Below are 25,427 nucleotides of genomic sequence, written 5' to 3' on the forward strand. Positions count from 1 at the left end.
CGTCAGTCCACCACGGTCGTCCGGCGGGCCACGCCCAGCACGCACGCGGAGGTGGGGAGCCGGATCCCCCTCTCCGGCATCTTGACCTTGCGGTACTCCTCCACCACGAACCCGGCCTCCTCGATCGCGGCGAGCGTGTCCCGCGACGTGTGACACCCACCGCACACCAGCGGCCACACCGTCCGGTCCAGTGCCCGCTGGGTCGCCGCCATGGCGCGGTCGTCGGCCCGTACATGCTCGAAGAAGCGCAGCTCCCCGCCGGGGCGCAGCACCCGGAGGATCTCCGCGAGCGACCGTTCCATATTCCGTACGGTGCACAGCACGAGTGACGCGACGGCCCCGTCGAACGCCTCGCTCTTCACCGGCAGCGCCTCCGCGGCAGCCGGTACGACATCCACCGGCATACCGGCACGCAGCGCGGACCGTAGCGCCAACTGTCGTAGGCGCCACTCGGGTTCGATCGCCACCACTTCGGACACGGCAGGCGGGTAGTGAGCGAAGTTCAGGCCGTTCCCCGCGCCGATCTCGATGACGCGTCCCGACAGACCCGTGAGCAGATCCGCGCGGATCGCCGCCATGCCGGATCTGGTCTCCGCGGCCACGCTCATGCGGGCATAGACCCGGGCGAAGACCGGGTGGTGCACCGCGTCCTTCGGGATCTTCGTGCTCCGCAGGCGCATGACAGACCTCCTCGACAGGACCGGCTCCACCGCGTCGGCTCCACCGGACTGCTCGGCGCGGGCGGGCCGGACCCGCCCGAAACCGACCGGAGGAGCCCGACCGGCACTGTACGGCTACTTGGATTCTCCCCCGTCCCGCGCCGCTCAGCCGCTCAGTCGGCCGGATTCCCGGTCGGCTCCGCCCCGCGGCTCAGCGGGCGGTCCGGATCCCGCCCAGCTCCGCCGTCAGCCAACTCGTGGCCCGGGCACGGAAGTCGACGGGCGCCAGCGCCCCTGCACCGGCGGGCACCACGCCCAGCAGCGGCGCACCCGCCACCACCGGAAGATCGTCGAGATTGCAGCGCGCGGCCAGGTCCGGCTCGGCCGGCATGCTGCCCACCACCACCCCGAGGCACCCGAGCCCCCGCGCCCGCAGGGCCTCCGAGGTGAGCGCGGTCGTGTTGAGTGTGCCGAGCCCGGCAGACGTCACGACCAGAACAGGGGCGGCCAGCAGCCGGGCCGCGTCCGCGAGAGTGGCGCCTTCGTCGTCGAACCGTACGAGCAGCCCGCCCGCACCCTCGACCAGCACCAGATCGTGCTCGGTCGCGAGTTTCTCGGCCGCCTCCGCGATCTGTTCCGGGCGCACGGGCGCCATGCCCGACCGCCGGGCGGCCGTGTCCGGCGCCAACGGTTCGGGGAACCGGCCCAGTTCGAGGCCGGTGACTGCCTCGCCCGCCAGCCGACGCACCTCGAAGACATCGCCCGGTTCTCCCGGCGCGACACCCGTCTGGGCCGGCTTGAGCACGGCCACCGAACGCCCGGCGGCGACCGCCACCGCGGCCACCGCCGCCGTGACGACCGTCTTGCCGATCTCCGTACCCGTGCCGCTCACTACCAGTACCGGCATCTCAGCCCTCCCGCGCTGCGGCGCACACCGCACGGCAGATGCGCGCCAGATCGTCGTCGCCGGTCACATACGGCGGCATCGTGTAGATCAGGTCCCGGAACGGACGCAGCCACACGCCCTCGCGGACCGCGGCCTCGGTGGCCGCAGCCATGCTCACGTCGTGATCGAGCTGTACGACGCCGATGGCGCCCAGGACACGTACATCCCGCACACCCGCGATCGAACCCGCACCGGCAAGACCGGCCCGCAGCCCCGTCTCCAGGCGCTTGACCTCCTGCTGCCAGTCCTGGCCGAGCAGCAGATCGATCGAGGCAAGGGCCACCGCGGCGGCCAGTGGATTGCCCATGAACGTCGGCCCGTGCGCCAGCACCGGCACCTCGCCGCGCGAGATGCCGTCCGCCACCCGTGAGGTGCACAGCGTCGCCGCCATCGTGAGATAGCCGCCGGTCAGCGCCTTGCCGACGCACATGACGTCGGGAGAGATCCCGGCGTGTCCGGCGGCGAACAGCTTCCCCGTACGTCCGAAACCGCTGGCGATCTCGTCGAACACCAGCAGCACGTCATGTGCGTCGCACGCCTCGCGCAGCGCCCGCAGATATGCGGGGGAGTGGAACCGCATCCCGCCCGCACCCTGCACCACCGGCTCCACGATCACCGCGGCCAGCTCATCGGCATGGCGCGCGATCAGGTCCCGCAGATGCTGTACGTACGCCTCGTCCGGCTGCGTGCCGAAACCACCGGGCGGCTCGTCGGCGAAGACCTGCTGGGGCAGCGCGCCCGACCATAGCCCGTGCATGCCGCCCTCGGGGTCGCACACCGACATCGGCTGCCAGGTGTCGCCGTGGTAGCCGCCGCGCCAGGTCAGCAGCCGCTTCTTGGCCGGCCGGCCGGTGGAATGCCAGTACTGCAGGCACATCTTCACCGCGACCTCGACCGACACCGAACCGGAGTCGGCGAGGAAGACATGACGCAGCGGCTCCGGCGTGATCTCGACGAGCCGGGCTGCCAGCCGCACGGCGGGCTCATGGGTGAGGCCGCCGAACATCACATGGCTCATCCGGTCCAGCTGGCCGCGCGCCGCCTCGTTGAGCACCGGATGGTTGTAGCCGTGCACCGCCGACCACCACGACGACATGCCGTCGATCAACTCGTGCTGCCCATGTACGGGTTCGGCGAGACGGAGCCGCACCCCGGACGCGGACTCCACGATCAGCGGCTCCTGCCGGCCCGGCATCGGGCCGTACGGGTGCCAGACGTGGTCCCGGTCCAGGGTCCGCAACTGCGCGGGGGAGAGGGGGTCAGGCATTGGGGGCGAGATCCGTCCCCGCGCCGCGTCGGCGGACCGACACCAGATCCGTGCGCGCGGCCGGAGCCTCGGCGTCGACCGCCGCGGGCTCGTCGGCCACGTCACCACAGGGCCCACAGCCCGCGGAGTGTCCGCCGCAGCCGCCGCCGGTCTCCGGCTCGGCCCCCGCCTCTGCACGGTGCCGGGGCAGCGTCGTCGTACCCGCGCCCTCCACCTCGAAACCGGCGTCCGCGATCATGTCCAGATCCGTCTGTCCCGCCTGGCCCTCGCTGGTCAGATAGTCGCCCAGGAAGATCGAGTTGACCAGGTGCAGGGCGAGCGGCTGCATCGAGCGCAGATGCACCTCGCGGCCGCCCGCGAGCCGTACCTCGACATCCGGGCAGACGAACCGGACCATCGCCAGAATGCGCAGGCAGCGCTGCGGGGTGAGGTTCCACTCCTTGGCGAGCGGCGTGCCCTCGAACGGGATCAGGAAGTTCACCGGAACCGAATCCGGGTCCAGCTCGCGCAGCGAGAAGACGACATCGACCAGATCGGTGTCGCTCTCGCCCATCCCGGCGATCAGCCCGGAGCACGCGGAGAGCCCCGCCGCCTGCGCCTGCTGCACGGTCTCCACCCGGTCCGCATAGGTGTGGGTGGTGGTGATGTCCCCATACGTCCCCTCCGACGTATTGAGGTTGTGGTTGTACGCGTCGGCGCCCGCCGATCGCAGCCGGTCGGCCTGCCCCTCGGAGAGCAGACCGAGGCAGGCGCATACCTCGACGCCCTCGTTCTGCTCCTTGATCGCCTCAATCGTCTGCGACACCCGGTCGACGTCCCGGTCGGTCGGACCGCGGCCGCTCGCCACCAGGCACACACGCTTCGCGCCGCCCGCCACCCCGGCGGCGGCGGCCTTCGACGCCTCGTCCGGCTTCAGCCAGGTGTACTTGAGGATCTCGGCCTTCGAGCCGAGCCGCTGCGAGCAGTACGAGCAGTCCTCGGGGCAGAGCCCGGACTTGAGGTTGACCAGATAGTTCAGTTTCACCCGTCGGCCGAACCACTGGCGGCGTACCTTTCCGGCCGCGGCCACCACTTCGAGCAGATCGTCGTCGGAGGTCGCCAGCACGGCGAGTGCTTCTTCTCGGGTCGGCAGCTCGCGCCGCAGCCCCTTGTCCACCAGCGTGTTCAGGAGGTCCATGGCGATGATCCTTGCCTACTCCACCGCCCTCAGCCAAGGAGGAACCGGACAACAGAGCCCGCAGAGGGTGTGTGTATTGCCACACCATGCCCGGCTGCGCCCCCGGTTAGGGTCTGTGAGCTGCCTACAAAAGGGACCGTCGCCATGCCCCTCGCCCCGTTCGACTGGATCGACGACGAGGCCCGCCGCCGTGCGGACGCCGGACTCGTCCGCACGCTCCGCCCCCGGCCCGCCGAACCGGAACTGCTGGACCTCGCGAGCAACGACTACCTGGGCCTCACCCGGCACCCCGAGGTGACCGCGGCCGCCGCCGAGGCCGCGCACCGGTGGGGTGCGGGCGCCACCGGCTCCCGGCTGGTCACCGGCTCCACCGCACTGCACGCCGAACTCGAACGCGAACTGGCCGCATTCTGCGGCTTCGAAGCGGCCCTGGTCCTCTCCTCCGGCTACGCGGCCAATCTCGCCGCGCTCACCGCCCTCACCGGCCGGGGCTCCCTGATCGTCTCCGACGCGGGCAACCACGCCTCCATCGTCGACGGATGCCGGCTCTCCCGGGCCGAGACCGCCGTCGTACCGCATGCCGACCCCGAGGCCGTCGCGAAGGCGCTGCACGCGCACGGCGGCCGCGCCCTGGCCGTCACCGACTCCGTCTTCTCCGTCGACGGTGACGCCGCACCGCTGCCCGAACTGGCCGACGTCTGCCGTGCGCAGGGGGCCGCGCTGCTCGTCGACGACGCGCACGGTCTGGGCGTGCTCGGGGAAGGCGGACGCGGCGCCCTCGCCGCCGCCGGCCTCGCGGGCGGCGAAGGGATCGTCGCCACCGCCACCCTCTCCAAGTCCCTGGGCAGCCAGGGCGGAGCGGTCCTCGGACCGGCCCGAGTGATCGACCATCTGGTCAACGCGGCCCGTACGTTCATCTTCGACACCGGGCTCGCACCGGCCGCTGCGGGCGCCGCCCTCGCGAGCCTGCGTCTGCTGCGCCGCGAGCCGGAACGGGCGGGCAGAGCCGGCGCGGTCGCCACCGCCCTGTACGAACAACTGACCGCCGCGGGGCTGACCGCGGTGCGCCCCGACGCCGCCGTCGTATCGGTCCGGGCACCTTCGGCGGACGCGGCGGTGCGCTGGGCGGCCGACTGCCGCACGGCCGGGATCGCGGTGGGCTGCTTCCGCCCGCCGTCGGTCCCGGACGGCATCTCGCGGCTGCGGCTCACTGCCCGCGCCGATCTGACAGAAGCGGAGATCGCGAACGCGGTGGAGACCGTCCTGCGGACGGCTCCGGCGGCCTGACCGGACCCGCTGACCGGCCGGTCAGCCGGCCGGCCCGTCGGTCAGGGCGGCGACGAACGACTTCCAGGCCGCCGCCGAGAACCGCAGCGGAGGCCTGGACACGTCCTTGGAGTCCCGCACGGCCAGCTGTTCCGGGCCGAACGGCGCTGCTTCCACGCAGTTGTTCATCCCCGTGCTGCGGCTGCTGCGCCGCCACCGTAACGCGTGCTCTGCGAGGCAATCGGACATCGGGCCCCCTCGGGCAGTCTGAGGTTCCTAGCCGTCGCGGTCGATCGCGGCGATCAGGTCCAACGAGCGCTCCGGCGACAGCGCGTGTGCCTGCATGGTGCAGAAGGCCGAGCTGTACGCCTCAAGGTCTTCTTTCCGTTCCAGGTAGAGGCTACTCGTCAGGTGGTCGAGAACGACCACATCCAGATCAGAAGTGTTCGGAAAAGAGAAGATAACGAACGGCCCGGTGAGACCCATGTACCCACCCACCGAGAAAGGCAGCAACTGCAGTTCGACGTGCGGCAGTTGGGAGACCCGGATCAGATGGCGCAACTGATTGCGCATCACCCGGCGCCCGCCGACCTCGCGCCGCAGCACCGCCTCGTCGAGCACCGCGGTCAGTCGTAGCGGCGGATCGGTCCGCAGCACCCCCTGCCGGGCGAGCCGCACCTCCACCAGCGAGTCCAGCTGACCGGCGGGCAGTCCGTCCAGTGACGCGCGGGTCACCGCACGCGCGTAGTCGGCGGTCTGCAGGAGCCCCGGCACCACGGAGGTCTCCAGCGTGCGGGCGGTTCTGGCCTGGGACTCCAGACTGATGAAGTCCCGGTACTGGGGTGGGATGAGACCGCGGTAGGCGTGCCACCAGCCGGTACCGCCGCCGCCCGCCGAGCCCGCGAGCGCCTCCAGGAGCGTCCGTAACTGCGGGTCGTCCAGACCGTAGGCATCCAGCAGTCGGCTCACATCGGCCGGTTTCACACCGCTGGTACCGGTCTCGATCCGGCTCACCTTCGACTGATGCCAGCCGAGCAGCTGTGCCGCGTCACGACTCGTCAGTCCGGACGTGTGGCGCAGACTCCGCAGCTCCTCCCCGAGTTTGCGGCGGCGCACCGCGGGACCGTGCTGCATTCGCGGCCTCCCTCCCTCTTGTGCCGAGGGGCCATCTTGCCGCCCATGTGCGGTGGTCCGGGCCAGAGTTCACCGCTTCGAGCGACAGATATATGCATATCTTGGTGGATCGCCGTCACGGAGGGCCGTATCAGTGGCAATCTGGCGCGAAGCGCACCCCGGGCCGATCGCGGGTCGGTCCGGGCGGGAAAAGGACGGCTCGCCATGGCAGACCATCAAGAAGCAAGCGTCACTCTGCCGAGCGAGCCGCTCTCGGTCTCCTCGGCCCGGAGATACGTGGCGGGAGTGCTCGCGGACTGGGGTCTCCCCGATGACGCGGAGACCGCCGACACCATCCGGCTCATCGTCTCCGAGCTCACCACCAACGCCGTCCAGCACACCTTCGGCCAGTCGCCGACCTTCACCGTGGACCTGCGGCTGGAGCGGGAGGAGCAGCTGCATCTCGGGGTGACGGACAGCCACCCCCGCTGGCCCCAGCGACTGCCCGCCGCCGTGCGGCAGGACAACGGGCGCGGCATGGTGATCATTCGCTGTCTGGCCAAGGAGTGCGGCGGACGGCTCACGGTCACGCCGACCGCCGAGGGTGGCAAGACCGTCTGGATCGAGCTCCCCTGGACGCTCCCCGTCCAGACTTGACCACCGTCCTCGCTGACCTGGACTCGGGCCCGGCCGGGACGTCGCGTCCCCGGCAGTCGGCCGCCCGTGCCCGGGCCCCTGCTGCCGGCCACCGTCGTCGTGCTGCTCGCGCTGATCTGGTTCCCGGCCGTGGCGCTCCTGGTGGACCGCCCGGGCCGGTGGCTGCGCCGGCCGCGTGCCGCCCGCGCCGTCGAGGGCGGCAGCGGCGCGGCGCTCACCGCGCTGGGGCCGGCGCTGGTCACCGGCCCCCTGCTGCACTGACCGGCGGAGGCGACCGGCAGCCGAAAGGCGGAGCAGGTGGAAGAGGCGGAGGTCAGCGGACCCGTCCGTACCAGACGCCCCTCGTCCAGATCTTCTCCAGCCGCACCACGGCACCGCTCTTCGGCGAGTGCCAGATCCTGCCCTTACCGGCGTAGATCCCCACGTGGTAGACGCTGCGCCCCCAGTGGAAGAAGACCAGATCGCCTCGTCGCCGCTGCGAGGCCAAGATGTGCCGGGTCTTGTTGTACTGCTGCTGGGCCGTGCGGGGGAGCTTCTTGCCCACCTTTTTGAAGACGTACATCGTCAGACCCGAACAGTCGAAGCGGTGGGGGCCCGTGGCCCCGTACCGGTACGGCGATCCCTTCTTCGACGCGGCGATGTTGAGTGCCTTCGCCGAATGAGCCGCGGCCTGGGCTTCGGCTGCAGCGCCGGGGGCGATCACGGAGCCGCCGACGGCGGCGAGCGTCAGAACCGTGGCGGTACCCGCCCGAGTGAGCAGCGACGGGACATGAACCTGCGCAGTCATGCGCAACCCTTCGTCAGCCGCCTGTGAAGGATGACCTGTCGGGTTCGGGCTGGCGAAGTTGCCCGGCCGCACTCGGCGGCTTCACCCCGAGGGTCGACCGGATGTCCGGTCGACCCGTTGTGCTCGGGTCCTCCACTCCTGCCGATCCACTTCTGTCGACCAGGCATCCGGGCGGCGGCAGGACTCGGCGTCCGCCCGGACCGCCCCGCCGCGGTGGCGGGGGCTTGTCGTCCCACGGATCTTGACTCACCGAGTGTCAGATTTCAGAAGATAAGGAGCGATATGGACGATTTGTTACGATTGACCCGTCCGGGTGGGTGCGGTAGTTCTGTGAACGCGGCCGGTCGGCCCCGACCGGTCCCGTACCAGCGGCGGAATGACAGACTCCGTTCACCGGTCACGTCGGAAGCGCAAGTTGAACAATCCCTCGCGCGGGGGATCTCCTACGCCGAACGAGCGAGGAATTTTGATCAGCCCGCCGGGCGTGTCGCGGAGCGGGGTTGATCAACTCGTCTGGGCAGGGGGCACGGTGACCCGTCGGGCCCGCCGCTCCCCGTCCAACACGCGAAGCGCCCGCGCCAAGGTGGCGGCGTGGATCTGTGCTTCACCGCGCTCGTGCATCAACACGAGTGCGTTCCGCAGGGCGACGGCCCGCGAGGCGAGTGCCTGCGCCGCGCGCAGCGCGCCGTAGGTGTCGCTGCCGTGGGCGGGGTTGATCCGGCCCAACTGGTCGAGCACTTCCAGGTAACAGTCGATGAACTCGCCCTCGGCGCGCGTCAGTGCGGGCAGCGGCGGGAACTCCGGTGACTGCATCGGGTGTTCACCTCGCGCTGTTCGGCGGGAGTGACGTCTTGCGGTTCTCCAGAACGTGATCCACCAGGCCGTACGCCTTGGCGCCCGGGGCGTCGAGGATGAGATCGCGCTCGATGTCCGCGGCGATCCGCTCGGCAGTTCGCCCGGTGTGACGGGCCAGCAGGCGGGTGAGCTGTTCGCGGATGCGGACCAGTTCCCGCGCCTCGATCTCCAGATCGGACGGCTGGCCCTGCAGCGGCTCGGGAAGCGCGGGCTGCTGCACGACGACCCTGGCCCCGGGGAGGGCGTGCCGCCGGCCGGGGGCGCCCGCGGCGAGCAGCAGGGCTGCGCTGGAACCGGCCTGTCCGAGGCAGAAGGTCTCCATCTCGCAGGTGAGGTACTCCATCGTGTCGTAGATCGCCGCCATGGCGTCGAACGAGCCGCCGGGGGAGTTGATGTAGAGGGAGATAGGGCGGTCGGGCGCGGCATGTTCCAGGTACATGAACTGCGCGATCAGATCGGTGGCGGCGGTGTCGTCGACCGGGGTGCCGAGGAAGACGATCCGTTCGGCGAGCAGCTTGGAGTACGGGTCGAGGGTGCGGGTCCCGTCGGTCGTGCGCTCGGTGAACTCGGGCAGTACGTAACGGGCGGCAGGGCGGAACATGGTGAAGCCTCTCCTCCGGTGTCTGCGTCTGTGGGGCCTGCACAAGCATCTGTAAAAAATGTACAGGACGTACAGAAGGTTATGATGGGGACTATGGCCTACGAGATTCCGGTGACGCAAGCCCGAGCTGAGCTCGCCGAACTGATCAACCGCGTCGTCTACGGCGGCGAGCGAGTCGTGGTGACCCGGCACGGCAAGCCGCTGGTGGCGCTCGTTTCGGCCGCTGACCTGGAGCGACTCGAGAAGGAAGAAGCGGCTGCCGAGGAGCAGGTGATCAGCTCGGTCTCCTCGATCGGTTCCGCCGCGTCCGCCACGGGCGAACGGCGACGCTTCGGTATCGCGGCGGAACACCGGGGGCAGACCGACCCGGGCAACTGACGGCCTGTGGCCCCGTGGTGAGGTCGCCGGCCACCGTGTACGCCCGGCCCCGGGGCGCTGGGTGCGGGGGCCGTCGCCGCGGGTGTCCGGCGTCGGCCACCGACGAGGACCGCGGTCAGCCCGGCCGCCGCCCACGGGCCGAGTATCAGCACCGCATCGCCTGCCGCACTGCCGTCGAAGAAGGCGACCGACCGCAGCGGCGACCCGCCCGCCCCCGGTGGCAGCAACTGCCCGATGGCGCCGACCGGCCGGGGCAGCAGCTCGGGTGCGCTGGTGATGCCTGAGAACGGGTTGGCCGGCAGAACCACCAGCAGGGCGCCGAGCCCGACCCCGGACGGGCCGATCGGTGCGGCAAGCCCGGCCACGGTCGCGCCGATGGCCGGCACGGTGAGCCCGAGCGACCCGGCCTCGGACCACCAGTCGCCTGTGATCGCTCCGAGCCGGCTGTCCGTGAGAGCCCCGGCGGCGATCCCGACGAGCGCGGCGACGCCGATCAGCGCCCCGGCGGCCCGGCCGCCGCGCAGCCTCAGCATCGTGACGGCGGACCCGACGGCGACACCCGCGATCGCCGGCGGCAGGATGCTCGCGCCGAGCGTGCTGCCGCGCGTATCCCCGGCGGGCGCCGCCACGACATCCGTGACCTGCGGCTGGCTGCCCGCCAGGGCCTGGGTGATGACGGTCTCGCGGAGCAGCTGGGCCACCATCGGGCTCGCTGCCGAGGCGGTCAGCAGCTGCGGTCCCTTCGGTGTGATCACGACCGCGCCGTATACGACTCGGTCCTCGATGGCGGTACGGGCCGCGGCCTCGTCACCGAAACGGTGGATCTCGAAGGCGTCCCCGTGCTGCTCGCTGTAAAAGATCAGTTAACGCGCCGGAAAAACTTCCGCCCTAACGTGCAATACCTCGGAGTGAGACACCGGTTCTGAGTTCAACAGTCTGTTGAGCGCAGTTAATGTCTCGCTGCGCCCAGCACCGTACTGGGCGGAAGACTGTGAGGTGGAAGCGTTGCAACTGACCCCGCACGAGCAAGAACGCCTGCTCATCCATGTGGCCGCCGACGTGGCGGAGAAGCGTCGGGCGCGTGGACTGCGACTCAACCACCCCGAGGCGGTGGCGCTGATCACCGCGCATCTGCTGGAGGGCGCCCGCGACGGCCGTACGGTCTCCGAACTGATGGCGTCCGGGCGCAACGTACTCACCCGCGACGACGTCATGGACGGGATCCCCGAGATGATTCACGATGTGCAGGTCGAGGCCACATTCCCGGACGGCACCAAGCTGGTCACCGTCCATGATCCGATCGTCTGACGGGGCGCAGCCGATGATCCCCGGAGAGATCCTCTACGCGGACGGGCCGGTGCCGCTCAACCCGGGCCGCCCGGTCACCCGACTCACCGTCCTCAACGCCGCCGACCGGCCCGTCCAGGTCGGCTCGCACTACCACTTCGCGGAGGCCAACCCAGGCCTCGAGTTCGACCGTGCGGCCGCCCACGGCCTGCGGCTGAACATCGCCGCCGGGACCGCGGTCCGCTTCGAGCCCGGCATCCCCGTCGACATCGAACTCGTGCCCCTCGCCGGACGGCGCATCGTCCCGGGCCTGCGCGGCGAAACCGGAGGTGCCCTCGATGGCTGAGCTCAACCGCGCCGTGTACGCCGATCTGTTCGGGCCGACCACCGGCGACCGCGTCCGGCTCGCCGACACCGATCTGCTCGTCGAGATCGAGGAGGACCGCTCCGGCGGCCCCGGACTCGCCGGCGACGAAGCGGTGTTCGGCGGTGGAAAGGTGATCCGCGAATCGATGGGCCAGGCGCGCACCACCCGGGCCGAAGGGGCTCCCGACACCGTCATCACGGGCGCCGTCATCATCGACCACTGGGGCATCGTCAAGGCGGACATCGGCATCCGCGACGGCCGGATCACCGGCATCGGCAAGGCGGGCAACCCGGACACGATGGACGGCGTCCACCCCGATCTCGTCATCGGCCCGGAGACCGAAATCATCGCGGGCAACGGCAAGTTCGTGACGGCAGGCGCTGTCGACGCACACGTCCACTTCATCTCGCCGACCATCGTCGACCAGGCGCTCTCCGCCGGTGTCACCACGCTCGTCGGCGGCGGCACCGGACCGGCCGAGGGTACGAAGGCCACCACGATCACCCCGGGCGCCTGGCACCTTGCCCGGATGTTCGAGTCGCTGGAGGCCTACCCCGTCAACATCGGACTGCTCGGCAAGGGCAACACGATGTCCGGCGACGCTCTGTGGGCCCAACTACGCGGCGGAGCACTCGGATTCAAGATTCATGAGGACTGGGGGGCCACCCCGGCCGTCATCGACGCCTGTCTGAACGTGTGCGAGGAGAGCGGCGCTCAGCTCGCCATCCACACGGACACCCTCAACGAGGCGGGCTTCGTCGGCGACACCCTCGCCGCGATCGCCGGGCGCTCCATCCACGCGTACCACACCGAAGGCGCCGGCGGCGGGCACGCGCCGGACATCATCACCGTGGTCTCGGAGCCGTACATTCTGCCCAGCTCCACCAATCCCACCCGGCCGCACACCGTCAACACCATCGAGGAGCACCTCGACATGCTGATGGTCTGCCATCACCTCAACCCGGCCGTCCCGGAGGACCTGGCGTTCGCCGAATCGCGGATCCGGCCGTCCACCATCGCTGCCGAGGACATCCTCCACGACCTCGGAGCGATCTCGATCATCTCCTCCGACTCCCAGGCGATGGGCCGGGTCGGCGAGGTCGTCCTGCGCACCTGGCAGACCGCCCATGTGATGAAGAAGCGCCGAGGCCCTCTGCCCGGCGACGGGCGGGCCGACAACCACCGGGTGCGTCGCTATGTCGCCAAATACACCATCAACCCGGCTGTCGCCCAGGGCCTCGACCAGGAGATCGGTTCCGTCGAGACCGGCAAACTCGCGGACCTGGTGCTGTGGGACCCGGCCTTCTTCGGTGTCAAGCCGCAGACCGTCATCAAGGGCGGACAGATCGCATACGCGCAGATGGGGGATGCCAACGCGTCCATCCCCACCCCGCAGCCGGTGATGCCCCGGCCGATGTTCGGCGCACTCGGCCGGGCGCCCGCCGCCAACTCGTTCAACTTCGTGGCGAGTGCTGCCATCGAGGACGGGCTGCCGGAACGCCTCGGACTCGGCAAACGCTTCGTGCCGATCACCAGCACCCGGGGGGTCACCAAGGCGGACATGCGGGAGAACGACGCGCTGCCGCGGGTCCAGGTCGATCCGGACAGCTTCGCCGTGACCATCGACGGCGAACCGGTCGAACCAGCGCCCGCCGCCGAACTCCCCATGGCCCAGCGTTACTTCCTCTTCTGAGACAGGTCATGTGATGAGCCGCGCAGCACTGCTCGTCCTCGCCGACGGCCGGTTCCCCGCCGGGGGGCACGCCCACTCCGGTGGCGCCGAACCGGCCGTCGAGGCAGGACGCATCCGTAACGCCGAGGACCTCGCCGCCTTCTGCCGGGGCCGCCTGCACACCACCGGACTCACCTCCGCCGCACTCGCCGCGGCGGCTGCCCACGGCCTCGACCCGCTCGCGCTCGACGAGGCCGCCGATGCCCGCACCCCGTCACCCGCACTGCGCGCGGTCGCGCGCAAGCTCGGCCGTCAGCTGATGCGGGCCGCCCGTGCCAGCTGGCCCAGCCCCGAACTCGCCGCACTCGCGGAGGCCCGGCCGCGCGGCGCCCACCAGCCCGTCGTGCTCGGCCTCACCGCACGCGCGGCGGGTCTCGGACCCGAGGACGCGGCACACTGCGTCGCGTACGAAACGGTCAGCGGACCGGCCACCGCGGCGGTCCGGCTGCTGTCCCTCAACCCCTTCGAGGCCACCGCCGTCCTCGCCCGCCTCGCGCCCGAACTCGACCGGGTCGCCGAACAGGCCGCCGCCGCCGTTCACCACGGCATCGACGCGCTGCCCGCAGCCTCCGCGCCTCTGCTCGACATCACCGCCGAAGCGCACGCCGCCTGGCCGGTCCGCCTGTTCGCCTCATAGGACCACCCGCACCACACCCCTCAGGAGCCGCACCCCATGCATCTGGACCACTCCCACGACGGCCCGGCAGCCATCAGTGCCGACGCCGCACGCCCCGACGGCACCCGCCGCGCCCTGCGCATCGGTCTCGGCGGCCCGGTCGGCTCCGGCAAGACGGCGACCGTCGCGGCGCTCTGCCGCACGCTGCGTGACCAGGTGTCCATCGCCGTCGTCACCAATGACATCTACACCCGCGAGGACGCCGCGTTCCTGCTGCGCAACGCCGTGCTGCCGCCCGAGCGCATCCAGGCCGTCGAGACCGGCGCCTGCCCGCACACCGCCATCCGCGACGACATCTCCGCCAACCTGGAAGCCGTCGAGGACCTGGAGGACACCGTCGGGCCTCTCGATCTGATCCTCGTCGAGTCCGGCGGCGACAACCTCACCGCCACCTTCTCCAAAGGTCTGGTCGACGCGCAGATCTTCGTCATCGATGTGGCGGGCGGTGACGACATCCCGCGCAAGGGCGGGCCCGGTGTCACCACCTCGGACCTCCTCGTGATCAACAAGACCGACCTTGCGCCGTACGTCGGCTCCGATCTGGACCGGATGGCCCGGGACGCCGCGGAGCAGCGCGGCACACTCCCCGTCGCCTTCACCTCCCTCACCTCCGGCGAGGGCGTCAAGCCCGTCGCGGACTGGGTACGGGCGCAGCTCGCCGCCTGGACCGCATGAGCGTCCACGCGACCGCCCGGATCACCGCGGTCCCCGACGGCCGTGGCGCCACGGCTCTCCCCGTCCTCGAGAGCGACGGGCCGCTCGCCCTGCGCCGGACCAGGGCCACCGTCGCACCGTGCGCCCGGGTCACCGTCGTGGGCGCGATGAGCGCACCGCTGGGCGGCGACCGGCTCGCCATCGAGGCACGGGTCGAGGCAGGAGCCAGGCTCACCGTGGACTCCGCGGCGGCGACCGTGGCGCTGCCCGGCCCTGGGCCGGGTGTCCAACCCGCCACATACGAGATCGAGTTGAGAGTGGGGGAGGGGGCGCAGCTCAACTGGCTCCCGGATCAGCTCATTTCGGCGTGCGGCAGTGAGCTGCTCATGACCACCAGGGTCGAACTCGCCGAGACCGCGAGGCTGGTGCTGCGCGAGGAGCAGGTCCTCGGCCGCCACGGCGAGACCACCGGCACTCTCACCAGCCGCCTCACCGTCCACCGCGCCGGGCACCCGCTTCTCGATCAGCAAGTGGCGTACGGGCCGGGGGCACCCGGTGGCTGGGACGGTGGCGCCGTGCTCGGCGGGCATCGTGCGGTCGGCCAGCTCCTCGTCGTGGACCCGGCATTCGAGGACAAGCGCCCCGATACGAGGCTGCTGGGGCCGACCGCCGTCCTCACCCGGCTGGTCGGCCCCGCGGTACTGGTGACCGCCGTGGCCCTCGACGCACGACTGCTGCGCACCGTTCTGGACGATGCGCTGGACGAGGTGCTGGCCGGCTGACACGTTGCGCACCGCTCAGCGGGACACGGGTGTCCGGTTATCGATTCGGTAAAGAAGTGCGTGTACGCCCTGTTCTCAGGAACCCCACAGGCGACAGGATCCGCGGGAGGTCTCGATGTGAACTGCGCTGCCAACCGCGGCGCTTCAGACAATGGGGGAGGTTCCACTTGAGACGCACAGCAGTGCTCGGCTCGGCCGGCACTCTGATCGCGGGCACGCTCATAGCGGGCGCGATAGCCGCACCGACGGCCACAGCCGACGGCCGCCACCACAGCGGTTCGGAGGCGCGCGGCGTCCAGATCGCCGCCGCACGGGCGGCCGACACCGGCATCGACTGGAAGGACTGCCCGGCCGACTGGGCCCTGGCCACACCTATCCAGTGCGGCTGGGTGACCGTACCGCTCGACTACGCCAAGCCCGACGGCAAGCAGATCAAGCTCGCGGTCGACCGGCACGTCAGCACCGGTACGAAGGCGGAGCGGCAGGGCGCGCTGCTCTACAACCCGGGCGGCCCCGGTGGTTCCGGGCTGCGGTTCCCCACCCGGATCATCAATAAGAACCCGCTGTGGACGAAGGCAGCGAAGGCGTACGACTTCGTCGGCTTCGACCCCCGCGGTGTCGGTCACTCGGCGCCGATCTCCTGCGTCGACCCGCAGGAGTTCGTGAAGGCCCCGAAGGCCGACCCGGTACCCGACAGCGAGGCGGACAAGCGCGCCCAGCGCAAGCTCGCCGCCGAGTACGCGGACGGCTGCGCCGAGCGCAGCGGCGACATGCTGCCGCACATGACCACGCCGAACACCGCACGCGACCTGGATGTCATCCGCGCCGCGCTCGGTGAGAAGAAGCTCAACTTCCTGGGCGTCTCCTACGGCACCTACCTCGGGGCGGTCTACGGCACACTGTTCCCGGACCACGTCCGGCGCATGGTCGTCGACAGTGTGGTCAACCCGGCGAAGGACAACATCTGGTACGAGGCCAACCTCAACCAGGACATCGCCTTCCAGCAGCGCTGGGAGGACTGGACGGCGTGGGTGGCCAAGAACGACGCGGCCTTCCACATCGGCACCACGCCTGCCCAGGTCGAGCAGGAGTGGCTGAAGCTGCGCGCCTCGGCCAAGAAGAGCCCGATCGGCGGCGTCGTCGGACCCGCCGAACTCATCGGCTTCTTCCAGAACGCGCCGTACTACGACTCCACCTGGGTGCTCGTCGCCCGGACCTGGAGCGACTACCGGGCGGGCGACACCCAGGCGCTGGTCGACGCCGCGGGCCCCGACATGTCGGATCTCGCGGGGAACGCCTCCTCGGAGAACGGCAACGCCGTGTACACGGCTGTGGAGTGCGCGGACGCCAAGTGGCCCACCAGCTGGCAGAAGTGGGACCGCGACAACACCCGGCTGCACAAGGACTACCCGTTCATGACCTGGGCCAACGCCTGGATGAACCTGCCCTGTGCGACCTGGTCGGCCAAGCAGCAGACCCCGCTGGAGGTCAAGACCGGCAAGGGCCTGCCGCCGGTCCTGATCGTGCAGTCCACGCGTGACGCCGCCACTCCGTACGAGGGCGCCGTCGAGCTGCACAAGCGCTTCAAGGGCTCGCGCCTGATCACCGAGAAGGACGCCGGCTCGCACGGCGTCACGGGCCTGGTCAACCCCTGCATCAACGACCGGGTGGACAACTACCTGCTCACCGGGCAGACCGACCGGCAGGACGTGACGTGCGCCCCGCACGCCACCCCGAAGCCGTAGTCGGCTGAGCGAGGGGGACGGGCGGCCGGAGGATCATCACCGGCCGCCCGTCTCCTGTACGGGCCCCGCTCGCCGACCCCGGCCCTACCGCGCCGGCCGTTCCCGGTCGTACCGCTCCAGCCAGGCGTCCTCCGCGTCATAGTCGAACAGGCCCTCGCCGTACGCCCGCAGCATCGCCGGGAAGGCATCCCGCCAGTCCCGGGCGTCGAGCTGCCCGACGAGCCACTCGACGGTCTCCGGCAGCGACTCCACGTAGCCCGTCACCGGCCGGTAGCCGAGCTCCTTCCCGGCAGCCGTCATGTCGTACACGATGGGATGGGCACTGCTCCACGGCGTCTCGCCGACCTCCCCCACCGGCGGTGCCCCGTCCACCAGCACCGTCTCCGTCTCCCGGCCGAGCACGCCGTCGATGGCCGACGCGATCTCCGCGATCGTGGGCGCCTGCGGATCAGCCGCGTTGAGCACCCTCGACCCGGGCTGCCCGGCGGCGAGCCGGATCAGCTCGGCCACGTTGGACACGTGGACCGGATGGAAGCGGCTCGTGCCGTTGTACGCGAGCACCCGTCGTCCGCGCCCGTCCAGCAGCCGCTTCACGAAGTACAGCTCGCGCGGCGAGCGGCAGTGCGGACCATGGATCGCACCGGCCCGCAGTAGCGTCACCGGCAGGGCGTCACCCGCCGCCAGCAGATCCCGCTCCAGCCGGATCTTCCTGGTCCCGTACGTTGCGTTCCCCGGCGCCACCGTGCGCTGTGTCTCCGGGATCGGCACGGGGTACCGCGGGGCCCCGTCGGGCTCGCCCTGGGTGTCGAAGCTGCGGCCGCGATCGTCCTCGTACACCGCACCGCTGGAGATGACGACCGCCGAACCTATCCGGTCGGCGAGCCCGGTCAGCTGCCGGGCGTGCTGCTCGCCGTACGCCACCATGTCGACGAGCACGTCACAGCCGTCGCCCAGCGCAGCGGAGAGCGCCCCCTCCTCGTCCCGGTCGAGGGTTGTCGTCCGTACGCCGTCGGCCCATTGCTCGTCCCGCCCGCCGCCGCGCGAGGCCGCCGTCACCTCCCAGCCGTCCTCGACGAGCGCCCGCACCGCGGCCCGCCCGATCTGTCCCGTCGCTCCAAGAATCCATGCGTGCCCTTTGCCCATGCGAGGAACGCTAGGCGGAGGCGGCCCCGTCGGGCCATGCGCGTTCGCCGATCGCGGATTCGCGGTCAGCGTCGCAGCTTCGGGAACTTCTTCGTCTGTTCCGCCTGCGCGGCCTTCACCTTGGCCGCGTACTCGTCGACGTACTCCTGACCGGAGAGCCCGAGGATCGCGTACATGATCTCGTCGGTGACTGCCCGGATCGCCGCCTTCTGATTCTCCATCCCGGCATAGCGGGAGAAGTCCATCGGCTCACCGAAGCGGATGGTGACCTGCTTGATCCGCGGGACGACCTTGCCGGGAGGCTGGATCTCGAACGTACCGACCATCGCGCACGGCACCACCGGCACCTGCGCCTTGATCGCCATCACCGCGACACCGACCTTGCCCTTGTAGAGCCGGCCGTCGTGCGAACGGGTCCCCTCCGGATAGATCCCGAGCAGCTCGCCCTTGCTCAGCACCCCGAGCCCTTCACGGATCGCGGCCTGTCCCGCATCCTTGCCGGACCGGTCCACCGGGATCTGCCCGGCGCTGTGGAAGAACGCGGCGGTCAGCCGCCCCTTCAGCCCCGGGCCGGTGAAGTACTCCGCCTTGGCGAGGAAGGTGATGCGCCGTTTGATGATCGCGGGCATCAGGAAATGGTCGGAGAACGACAGATGGTTGCCGGCGACGATCGCCGCGCCCTCCTCGGGAATGTGCTCCAGTCCTTCGATCCTGGGCCGGAACAGCAACCGCAGCAACGGCCCCAGAATGACGTATTTGAGCACGTAGTAGAACACGGTGGCTCTCCCATCCCTACAGGATCGGCTCCGGGGCAGCGTTCTGCCAGGTCACGGTATGAATCTACCGAGTGAATCGATTTCCATGCCTGTTCGACTGCCATGAGGGCGACCGGACTCGGGCCGGCTCCGGGCCGGCTCACGTGATGGCCCTTCAGATCAGGCCTCTGCGGCCTGGCGCACACAGACTGCTGAGACGACCGATCGTAGCCCGATCAGTCGTGGAGGGTCTCGCCCGGAACTCAGGCGGCTGGGCGCCCTGTCCGGGCAGCCCTTAGGGTCGGGGAGATGGGAGGGCGGGGATCGTCTGTACGTGAAGTCGGGGGCCGGGATGGGAAATGACGGGGCGGCGGTGTGCCGGCGAGTGCGGGAGGCCGACCTGCCGGCAGGGCTGATGCACACGGAGAGCCGGGAGTTCCTCGTGGCGCAAGGGTTGCCGGAGTCGGCGGCGTTCCTGGACTTCGCGGGGCTGGGGGCCGGCCCGCCGGCGACTCTTGACATCGATGAGGGCGCGGTCGGTGCCGGCCCCCTGTTCGTCCTGGGGGAGACGGAGTACTGCGGCAGCTCGGTGGTACTGGACGGCGTGAGCGGGGAGGTCCACCTCGCCGGGCGGGGCGGCGGTGCGCTGCGACGCGACCTGCTCGCCTCCGATCTGCCCGCCCTGGCCGGGCTGATCCGCGAGACCGAGGCGGTGTCCCTGGCCGCCGAGCAGCGGGACGCGGGTGGCGGGCGCCGCGGTGCCGGGGTCGCCGCCGCCGTGATGGGCATCGCCGAGCGGCGGATGCGCGAGGTCGACCCCGGGTTGTTCCGCGCCGCTGCGGAGAACCCGCCCGCGCACTGGGACACCGCACTGCTGGTCGCCTCGCTGGCCTGGGGCGCGTTGCCCGGCACGGAAGCTGACGGTCTCGCCTACGAGTTCGGGGCCGACCTGGTCGAGAAGCTCGCCGCGCTGACCGACGAGGGGCTGGTACGCCGCTACCGGCCCGAGGAGTTGCCCGCCGCGCTCGTCCACGAGCCGACGAGACGACTGCTGACGGACGTGGGGCTGCCGCTCGGTGGAGAGATGTTCGGGGTCGAGGAGGAGGCTCCCCTGGTCAACATGGCGGAGGCACACCCGGACTGCTTCCAGGATGCCGACGAGGGGGAGGAGGAGCGCGGGTACCAGCGCGACTACCTCGCGATCGGCTGGTGGCCCCACGACCTCGCAGTCGCGCTGGACGGCTCGAGCGGCCGTCTGGAGCTGCCGACCTGGTACGACGAGGGCCTGCCCGCGGCCTACCTCAACCGGGACCTGTCCGCGCTGCTGTACGCGCTCTGGGCGTACGAGCGGCTGCGCGCCGAGTGGCAGCGCTGGGACAACGGGCGCAGGGCCACCGCCTGGGCGGTGTTCGACCCCCATGTACTGCTGCTCAGCGTGGTCGACGGGTTGGTGGAGGCGGTCGACCCGGAGGCGTTCGCGACGCCTGCGCACTCCTGGCGGATGCTTGCCGAGGACGGGCACACCGGCGGTCTGCTGGCCTGAGGCTCCCTCATGCCCAACCGGCGGGCGACGAGAGACGGACGTGCTCGATCTGTTGCGCCGCGCCGGATACCCCCGGGCGGTCGCCGCCTCCCCACTGCCGGAAAACCCGGTGCCCCGCCTGCACGGGGTTCACTACACTCGCCTCGAACCGCGCGCCACAACAACATTCCGGCGCGCGCCGTGACGAGTGAGGGGAGCCCGGCCATGCGTTACCGCATCGCTGTTGTCGTTCCCCCGTCACGGTACGAGGTGATCCTGGTGTCTTCGTGCGCCCGGTTCCAGCTGCGCGGCCGGAACCGGATGTCCGTGACGGACAACTGACCCCTGGTCGAACGATGTTGGGCCGCCTGGCGGCCGACTTCCGGTGCGGTGCACCGCATCAGGGGCTTCTGCGTGGCCTGACTGCAGGCCAGTTCGTCCGGAGATCGCGCCGCCCCGTTCCGGATCACCCCGAAAGGCCATGGGCCGTGCGTACCGACCTGCACCGTCATCTCACCAGTCCGCTGACCGCCGTTCGCAATCTGGGCATCCTCGCCCACGTCGACGCCGGCAAGACCACCCTCACCGAACGGATCCTCTACCTCACCGGCGCCACCCACAAGCGAGGCGAGGTCCATGACGGGACGACCGTCACCGACTTCGATCCCCAGGAACGCGATCGCGGGATCACCATCTTTGCCGCTGCGGTGAGCTGTTCCTGGGACGGCCACCGGATCAATCTGATCGACACCCCCGGCCACGTCGACTTCTCCGACGAGGTGGAGCGTTCGCTACGGGTGCTCGACGGAGCGATCGCGGTGTTCGACGCTGTCGCAGGAGTCGAACCGCAGAGCGAGTCGGTATGGCGGCAGGCCGATCGGCACGGGGTCCCACGGATCGCCTTCGTCAACAAGCTGGACCGTGCCGGTGCCGACCTCGACACGGCGGTTGCGTCGATACGGGAGCGGTTGCACACGGTCCCGCTGGTGGTCCAGCTGCCGATCGGAAAGGAGGACGGGTTCACCGGGGTGGTGGATCTGCTCCGTATGCGGGCGCTGGTCTGGGCCGACGACGGCGGTACGCCCGAGGAGGGCCGGGTGCCGGACGCGCTGCTGGAAGACGCGCACCGACGCCGACGACTGCTGGAGGAGACGGTGGCGGAACTTCATCCGGTCGCGCTGGAGGAGTTCTGTGCGGAGTCGAAGGTCTCCGCACAGACTCTGGCCGCCGCGCTGCGCGACCTGACCCGTACCGGTGAGGGCGTGGTGGTGCTGTGCGGGACGGCCTACCGCAACCGCGGGATCGAGCCACTGCTGGAGGCCGTCGTGGCCTATCTGCCCTCGCCGCTGGATGTGCCGGCAGTACGCGGCACCCTGGACGGTGCGGTGCAGGAGCGGGTCGCCGATCCGGCGGCGCCCTTTGCCGCGCTGGTGTTCAAGGTGAGCTCGACCGCCACGGGGCGGCTGACCTATCTGAGGGTGTATTCGGGAACGATCGGGACGGGAGACACGGTGCTGGACGTGGGCGCCCGGCGTAACGAGCGCGTCGGCCGGATCCTGCGGGTGCAGGCCGGGCGGCACTCGGACGTGGAACGGGCGGTGGCCGGGGACATCGTCGCGGTGGTCGGGCTCAAAGCTGCCCGCGCCGGTGCCACCCTGTGCACACCCGCGGCACCACTGGTTCTCGAACCTCCTTCCGTGGCGGCTCCGGTCGTCTCCGTAGCGGTCGAGGCCCGCAGGAGCATCGATGCCGACCGCTTGGTGTCGGCGCTGGTGCGGCTGGTCGAGGAGGACCCTTCGCTGTCGGTCCGGACCGATCCCGAGACCGGCCAGACGGTGCTGTCAGGAATGGGGGAACTGCATCTGGAGGTCGCGGTGGAGAAGATCCGTCGTGCTCACGGGCTGGACGTCGGTGTCGGCCGGCCGCAGGTGGCCTACCGGGAGACGGTCGCCCGAGGGGTGTCCGGACTGGTGTACCGGCACGTCAAGCAGGACGGGGGCGCCGGCCAGTTCGCTCACGTCGTACTCGACACGGAGCCGTTGGAAGCTTCCGGTGACAACGACACGGGCCGCGCGGTGGACTTCGTCTTCCGATCGACCGTCGTCGGTGGACGTGTGCCGCAGGAGTACGTCCGGGCGGTGGAGGCCGGCTGCAGGGACGCTCTGGCCGAGGGCCCCCTCGGCGGTCACCCGGTGACCGGACTGCGGGTCACGCTGACCGACGGAGCCACCCATTCCAATGACTCCTCGGAGATGGCGTTCCGGACGGCCGGGCGGCTCGCGCTTCGGGAGGCACTGCGCAGCAGCGTGATGGTGCTGCTGGAACCGGTGGTGGAGGTCACGGTCACCGTGCCCGGCGACGCCGTGGGCGGTGTGCTCGGTGACCTGGCGGCACGGCGCGGCCGGGTCTCGGGCTCGACCTCGCGGGCAGGTACGGCGGTGATCACGGCGACCGTGCCGCTGGCCGAGCTGTTCGGCTACGCGACCCGGCTGCGCAGCCGGACCCAGGGCCGGGGAACGTTCACCACCCGCGCCACCGGTTATGCCCCGGCGCCGGGCGCGGTGCTCAACCGGACACCGCCCCGGTAGCCCCCGAGGATGGCCCCTGCCCGCACGCGGGCAGGGGCCATCACCACAGTCCTGAGTTCGGTCCCGGCCGCAGCTGCGCCGGGAGCCCGTCCGGTGTACCCGAAAGGGCGTATCCGTTCAGGTGTCGCGCGTGGCGGCCATCCCCAGGGTGATCAGCCCGAGCACCACCCAGCCGAACCAGAGCCAGCCGTTGCTCCCCAGCGCCACTGTGTAGGCGGTGACCGCCACCAGGGCCCCGACGGTGAGCATCCCCATCGTCTTCGTGGAACCGGACATGCGCGCACCCTCCTTGTCGGCCGCGCGGCCGTGGACCCCATCGTCACCCGGAAGGTGCGTCCACCGCTACTGTCCGCGCGCCTGCAACGAGGCGAGGTAGGCGTTGTACGCCTTCAGCTCCTGGTCGCCGTCCCGGTCGGCGGCGCGGTCCGAGCGCCTCGCCGTCCGCTGTTCGGACCGGTACCACTGGAAGACCAGCGCGATCAGCACCAGCACCGAAGGGATCTCACTGAACGCCCAGGCGATGCCGCCCGCCCAGTTCTGGTCGCTCAGCGCGTCGATACCGAGCGAAGCCGGCGGATGCTTGTAGGTCTCCACCATCGGCGAGGTCGCCATCATCAGCGCGATGCCGAAGAACGCGTGGAACGGCATTCCCGCGAACAGCTCCAGCATCCGCATCACATAGCCGGGCCGGTGCGGCCCCGGGTCGACGCCCATGATCGGCCAGAAGAAGACCAGGCCGACCGCGAGGAAGTGCACCATCATCGCGAGGTGCCCGGTCTTCGAACCCATCAGGAAGTCGAACAGCGGGGTGAAGTAGAGCGCGTACAAGCTGGCGATGAAGAGCGGGATGGTGAACACCGGATGCGTGATGATCTTCATGTACCGGCTGTGCAGCAGCATGAGCAGCAGCTCGCGCGGGCCCTTCCGGCCGCGGCCCGCGACGGGCAGCGCGCGCAGCGCCAGTGTCACCGGGGCGCCCAGCAGCAGCAGGATCGGCGACAGCATGCTGATCACCATGTGCTGCACCATGTGCACGCTGAACATGACCATGCCGTAGTCGTTGAGCCTGGTGCACATGACCAGGGCGATGGTCAGGACGCCGATGACGAAGAAGACCATCCGGCCGACCGGCCAGCTGTCGCCGCGTCTGCGCAGCCGCAGCACCCCGTACCCGTACAGGCAGAGCGCCAGGACGCAGCCGATCAGGAAGAACGGGTCCGCGGAGAATGGGAGCCCACGTCCCAGCGTGAACGGCGGCAGATCCATGTTCATGCCGTGCCCGCTGTGATCCATCTGTTCACTCCCGATGGGGACGTCCCCGTTTCGCGCCGGTTGTCCCGACCAGAGTAGAACTGCCCCCGGCCGCAGCTGCGGCCGGGGGCAGTCGTCAGGATCCGGTGTTGCTCAGAGCACGCACTCGGCCTCGGCGTACCGCTCGGCCGGGACCGTCTTCAGCGTCTCCACGGCCTGGGCCAGCGGCACCATCGTGATGTCCGTGCCGCGCAGCGCCGTCATCATGCCGAACTCGCCGCGGTGCGCCGCCTCGACCGCGTGCCAGCCGAAGCGGGTCGCCAGGACCCTGTCGTACGCGGTCGGGGTGCCGCCGCGCTGCACATGGCCGAGTATCACCGGGCGGGCCTCCTTGCCGAGGCGCTGCTCCAGCTCGATGGAGAGCTGGGTGGCCACCCCTGCGAACCGCTCGTGGCCGTAGATGTCCTTGGTGCCCTGCTCGAACTCCATGGAGCCGGCGCGCGGCTTGGCGCCCTCGGCGACCACGACGATCGCGAACTTCTTGCCCGCCGAGAAACGCTTGCCGACCAGCTCGGTCAGCTCGTCCATGTCGAAGGGGCGCTCCGGCACGACGATGGCGTGCGCACCGGCCGCCATGCCCGAGTGCAGGGCGATCCAGCCGGTGTGGCGGCCCATGACCTCCACGATCAGCACCCGCTGGTGCGATTCGGCGGTGGTCTTCAGCCGGTCGAGGGCCTCGGTGGCGACACCCACCGCGGTGTCGAAGCCGAAGGTCACATCGGTCGACGCGATGTCGTTGTCGATGGTCTTCGGTACGCCGACGATCGGCAGCCCCGCCTCGGAGAGCAGATTGGCCGCCTTCAGCGTGCCCTCGCCACCGATCGGGATGATCGCGTCGAGACCGAGATCGGCGACATGGCCCTTGGCCTGTTCGACGCCGCCCCGCAGATGCGCGGGCTGGACCCGGGAGGAGCCGAGAATCGTACCGCCGCGGGCGAGAATGCCACCGACCGCGTCGAGGTCGAGCTTGCGGTAGTCGCACTCGAGGAGGCCCTTCCACCCGTCGTGGAAGCCGATGACCTCATCGCCGTGGTCGACCACCGCGCGGTGCACGACGGAACGGATGACGGCATTGAGGCCGGGGCAGTCGCCGCCGGAGGTGAGCACACCAATTCGCATTGCCCGGGAAACCTTTGCAACGTGGGCCGACGACCGGACC

26 protein-coding genes, 2 pseudogenes and 1 riboswitch are annotated in these 25,427 nt (G+C 70.5%); of the genes and pseudogenes, 13 read left to right on the top strand and 15 right to left on the bottom strand.

Going from position 1 to position 25,427, the window contains the following annotated elements:
- Positions 1 to 2: 2 nt before the first annotated feature.
- The 4 genes from OHA03_RS27220 to bioB form a co-directional block, all read right to left on the bottom strand.
- Entirely contained in the window at positions 3 to 680 is a 678-nt protein-coding gene (locus tag OHA03_RS27220) for a class I SAM-dependent methyltransferase (RefSeq protein WP_267006377.1), read from the bottom strand.
- A 190-nt stretch (positions 681 to 870) separates the two neighbouring features.
- Entirely contained in the window at positions 871 to 1,566 is a 696-nt protein-coding gene (gene bioD / locus OHA03_RS27225; protein ID WP_267006378.1) for a dethiobiotin synthase, read from the bottom strand.
- Position 1,567: 1 nt separating this feature from the next.
- On the bottom strand, positions 1,568 to 2,872 hold the full coding sequence (locus tag OHA03_RS27230; RefSeq protein WP_267006379.1) for an adenosylmethionine--8-amino-7-oxononanoate transaminase: 1,305 nt from the start codon (positions 2,870 to 2,872) through the stop codon (positions 1,568 to 1,570).
- Positions 2,865 to 4,049, bottom strand: a complete 1,185-nt coding sequence (bioB, locus tag OHA03_RS27235; RefSeq protein ID WP_267006380.1) for a biotin synthase BioB — start codon at positions 4,047 to 4,049, stop codon at positions 2,865 to 2,867. Before bioB ends, OHA03_RS27230 begins: the two co-directional genes overlap by 8 nt.
- A gap of 144 nt (positions 4,050 to 4,193) precedes the next feature.
- Between bioB and OHA03_RS27240 the strand changes: the two genes are divergently transcribed.
- Positions 4,194 to 5,336 carry an 8-amino-7-oxononanoate synthase gene (locus OHA03_RS27240; RefSeq protein ID WP_267006381.1) on the top strand — a complete coding sequence of 381 codons (1,143 nt, stop codon included), beginning with the start codon at positions 4,194 to 4,196 and terminating at the stop codon, positions 5,334 to 5,336.
- Positions 5,337 to 5,357: 21 nt separating this feature from the next.
- Here OHA03_RS27240 and OHA03_RS27245 read toward each other — a convergent pair whose 3' ends face one another.
- Together OHA03_RS27245 and OHA03_RS27250 are read right to left on the bottom strand one after the other, a co-directional pair.
- Positions 5,358 to 5,564: a DUF397 domain-containing protein gene (locus OHA03_RS27245; RefSeq protein ID WP_267006382.1), complete on the bottom strand. Its 207-nt coding sequence runs from the start codon at positions 5,562 to 5,564 to the stop codon at positions 5,358 to 5,360.
- A 27-nt stretch (positions 5,565 to 5,591) separates the two neighbouring features.
- Positions 5,592 to 6,449: a helix-turn-helix transcriptional regulator gene (locus tag OHA03_RS27250; RefSeq protein ID WP_267006383.1), complete on the bottom strand. Its 858-nt coding sequence runs from the start codon at positions 6,447 to 6,449 to the stop codon at positions 5,592 to 5,594.
- Positions 6,450 to 6,653: 204 nt separating this feature from the next.
- On the opposite strand from OHA03_RS27250, the gene OHA03_RS27255 reads away from it, so the two are divergent.
- Positions 6,654 to 7,085 carry an ATP-binding protein gene (locus OHA03_RS27255; RefSeq protein ID WP_267006384.1) on the top strand — a complete coding sequence of 144 codons (432 nt, stop codon included), beginning with the start codon at positions 6,654 to 6,656 and terminating at the stop codon, positions 7,083 to 7,085.
- 33 nt (positions 7,086 to 7,118) lie between these two features.
- Positions 7,119 to 7,346 (top strand): annotated as a pseudogene (locus tag OHA03_RS27260) (LysE family translocator); the annotation flags it as partial.
- 52 nt (positions 7,347 to 7,398) lie between these two features.
- Here the strand turns inward: OHA03_RS27260 and OHA03_RS27265 are convergent.
- The 3 genes from OHA03_RS27265 to OHA03_RS27275 all read right to left on the bottom strand — a co-directional run bounded on the left by OHA03_RS27265 (position 7,399) and on the right by OHA03_RS27275 (position 9,328).
- A complete protein-coding gene (locus tag OHA03_RS27265) occupies positions 7,399 to 7,872 on the bottom strand; it encodes a C40 family peptidase (RefSeq protein WP_267006385.1) in 474 nt (157 codons plus the stop codon).
- Between the two features lie 3 nt (positions 7,873 to 7,875).
- Positions 7,876 to 8,056, bottom strand: a riboswitch (cyclic di-AMP (ydaO/yuaA leader).
- Between the two features lie 320 nt (positions 8,057 to 8,376).
- On the bottom strand, positions 8,377 to 8,685 hold the full coding sequence (locus OHA03_RS27270) for a hypothetical protein (RefSeq protein ID WP_267006386.1): 309 nt from the start codon (positions 8,683 to 8,685) through the stop codon (positions 8,377 to 8,379).
- A gap of 7 nt (positions 8,686 to 8,692) precedes the next feature.
- Positions 8,693 to 9,328, bottom strand: a complete 636-nt coding sequence (locus tag OHA03_RS27275; protein WP_267006387.1) for an ATP-dependent Clp protease proteolytic subunit — start codon at positions 9,326 to 9,328, stop codon at positions 8,693 to 8,695.
- Between the two features lie 93 nt (positions 9,329 to 9,421).
- Between OHA03_RS27275 and OHA03_RS27280 the strand changes: the two genes are divergently transcribed.
- Positions 9,422 to 9,706 carry a type II toxin-antitoxin system Phd/YefM family antitoxin gene (locus tag OHA03_RS27280; RefSeq protein ID WP_267006388.1) on the top strand — a complete coding sequence of 95 codons (285 nt, stop codon included), beginning with the start codon at positions 9,422 to 9,424 and terminating at the stop codon, positions 9,704 to 9,706.
- A gap of 80 nt (positions 9,707 to 9,786) precedes the next feature.
- On the opposite strand, the pseudogene OHA03_RS27285 reads toward OHA03_RS27280, so the two are convergent.
- Positions 9,787 to 10,539, bottom strand: a pseudogene (locus OHA03_RS27285) (ABC transporter permease); the annotation flags it as partial.
- Positions 10,540 to 10,711: 172 nt separating this feature from the next.
- Here OHA03_RS27285 and OHA03_RS27290 point away from each other — a divergent pair.
- The 7 genes from OHA03_RS27290 to OHA03_RS27320 all read left to right on the top strand — a co-directional run bounded on the left by OHA03_RS27290 (position 10,712) and on the right by OHA03_RS27320 (position 16,949).
- Positions 10,712 to 11,014, top strand: a complete 303-nt coding sequence (locus tag OHA03_RS27290) for an urease subunit gamma (RefSeq protein ID WP_267006389.1) — start codon at positions 10,712 to 10,714, stop codon at positions 11,012 to 11,014.
- 13 nt (positions 11,015 to 11,027) lie between these two features.
- Positions 11,028 to 11,339 carry an urease subunit beta gene (locus OHA03_RS27295; protein ID WP_267008179.1) on the top strand — a complete coding sequence of 104 codons (312 nt, stop codon included), beginning with the start codon at positions 11,028 to 11,030 and terminating at the stop codon, positions 11,337 to 11,339.
- Positions 11,332 to 13,053, top strand: coding sequence for an urease subunit alpha (locus OHA03_RS27300; RefSeq protein WP_267006390.1), 1,722 nt, complete (start codon positions 11,332 to 11,334; stop codon positions 13,051 to 13,053). The genes OHA03_RS27295 and OHA03_RS27300 overlap by 8 nt, the downstream gene beginning before the upstream one ends.
- Positions 13,054 to 13,066: 13 nt before the next feature.
- Positions 13,067 to 13,729 (top strand): urease accessory protein UreF, encoded by a 663-nt coding sequence (locus OHA03_RS27305; protein WP_267006391.1) that lies wholly within the window; start codon positions 13,067 to 13,069, stop codon positions 13,727 to 13,729.
- 36 nt (positions 13,730 to 13,765) lie between these two features.
- Entirely contained in the window at positions 13,766 to 14,443 is a 678-nt protein-coding gene (ureG, locus tag OHA03_RS27310; protein WP_267006392.1) for an urease accessory protein UreG, read from the top strand.
- Positions 14,440 to 15,204, top strand: a complete 765-nt coding sequence (locus tag OHA03_RS27315) for an urease accessory protein UreD (RefSeq protein WP_267006393.1) — start codon at positions 14,440 to 14,442, stop codon at positions 15,202 to 15,204. Before ureG ends, OHA03_RS27315 begins: the two co-directional genes overlap by 4 nt.
- A 167-nt stretch (positions 15,205 to 15,371) precedes the next feature.
- Positions 15,372 to 16,949, top strand: coding sequence for an alpha/beta hydrolase (locus tag OHA03_RS27320; protein ID WP_267006394.1), 1,578 nt, complete (start codon positions 15,372 to 15,374; stop codon positions 16,947 to 16,949).
- A gap of 84 nt (positions 16,950 to 17,033) precedes the next feature.
- Here OHA03_RS27320 and OHA03_RS27325 read toward each other — a convergent pair whose 3' ends face one another.
- The gene (locus tag OHA03_RS27325) at positions 17,034 to 18,092 is read right to left on the bottom strand and encodes an NAD(P)-dependent oxidoreductase (RefSeq protein WP_267006395.1); all 1,059 of its coding nucleotides are present in this window, start codon (positions 18,090 to 18,092) and stop codon (positions 17,034 to 17,036) included.
- 65 nt (positions 18,093 to 18,157) lie between these two features.
- On the bottom strand, positions 18,158 to 18,868 hold the full coding sequence (locus OHA03_RS27330) for a 1-acyl-sn-glycerol-3-phosphate acyltransferase (protein ID WP_267006396.1): 711 nt from the start codon (positions 18,866 to 18,868) through the stop codon (positions 18,158 to 18,160).
- Between the two features lie 331 nt (positions 18,869 to 19,199).
- Here OHA03_RS27330 and OHA03_RS27335 point away from each other — a divergent pair, with 331 nt between their 5' ends.
- Entirely contained in the window at positions 19,200 to 20,390 is a 1,191-nt protein-coding gene (locus tag OHA03_RS27335) for an SUKH-4 family immunity protein (protein WP_267006397.1), read from the top strand.
- A gap of 467 nt (positions 20,391 to 20,857) precedes the next feature.
- Positions 20,858 to 22,957 (top strand): elongation factor G, encoded by a 2,100-nt coding sequence (gene fusA / locus OHA03_RS27340; protein WP_267006398.1) that lies wholly within the window; start codon positions 20,858 to 20,860, stop codon positions 22,955 to 22,957.
- A gap of 117 nt (positions 22,958 to 23,074) precedes the next feature.
- Here the strand turns inward: fusA and OHA03_RS27345 are convergent, their stop codons facing one another.
- From OHA03_RS27345 to OHA03_RS27355, 3 genes are all read right to left on the bottom strand, one after another.
- Complete coding sequence (locus tag OHA03_RS27345) at positions 23,075 to 23,233, bottom strand: hypothetical protein (RefSeq protein ID WP_037822362.1); 159 nt, start codon at positions 23,231 to 23,233, stop codon at positions 23,075 to 23,077.
- A 66-nt stretch (positions 23,234 to 23,299) separates the two neighbouring features.
- Positions 23,300 to 24,250, bottom strand: coding sequence for a cytochrome c oxidase assembly protein (locus OHA03_RS27350; RefSeq protein ID WP_267006399.1), 951 nt, complete (start codon positions 24,248 to 24,250; stop codon positions 23,300 to 23,302).
- A gap of 111 nt (positions 24,251 to 24,361) precedes the next feature.
- Positions 24,362 to 25,387, bottom strand: coding sequence for a 6-phosphofructokinase (locus OHA03_RS27355; protein WP_030921961.1), 1,026 nt, complete (start codon positions 25,385 to 25,387; stop codon positions 24,362 to 24,364).
- Positions 25,388 to 25,427 lie beyond the last annotated feature (40 nt).

It is taken from the genome of Streptomyces sp. NBC_00154 (assembly GCF_026342835.1).
In the GTDB taxonomy this organism is placed as follows: Bacteria; Actinomycetota; Actinomycetes; order Streptomycetales; family Streptomycetaceae; genus Streptomyces.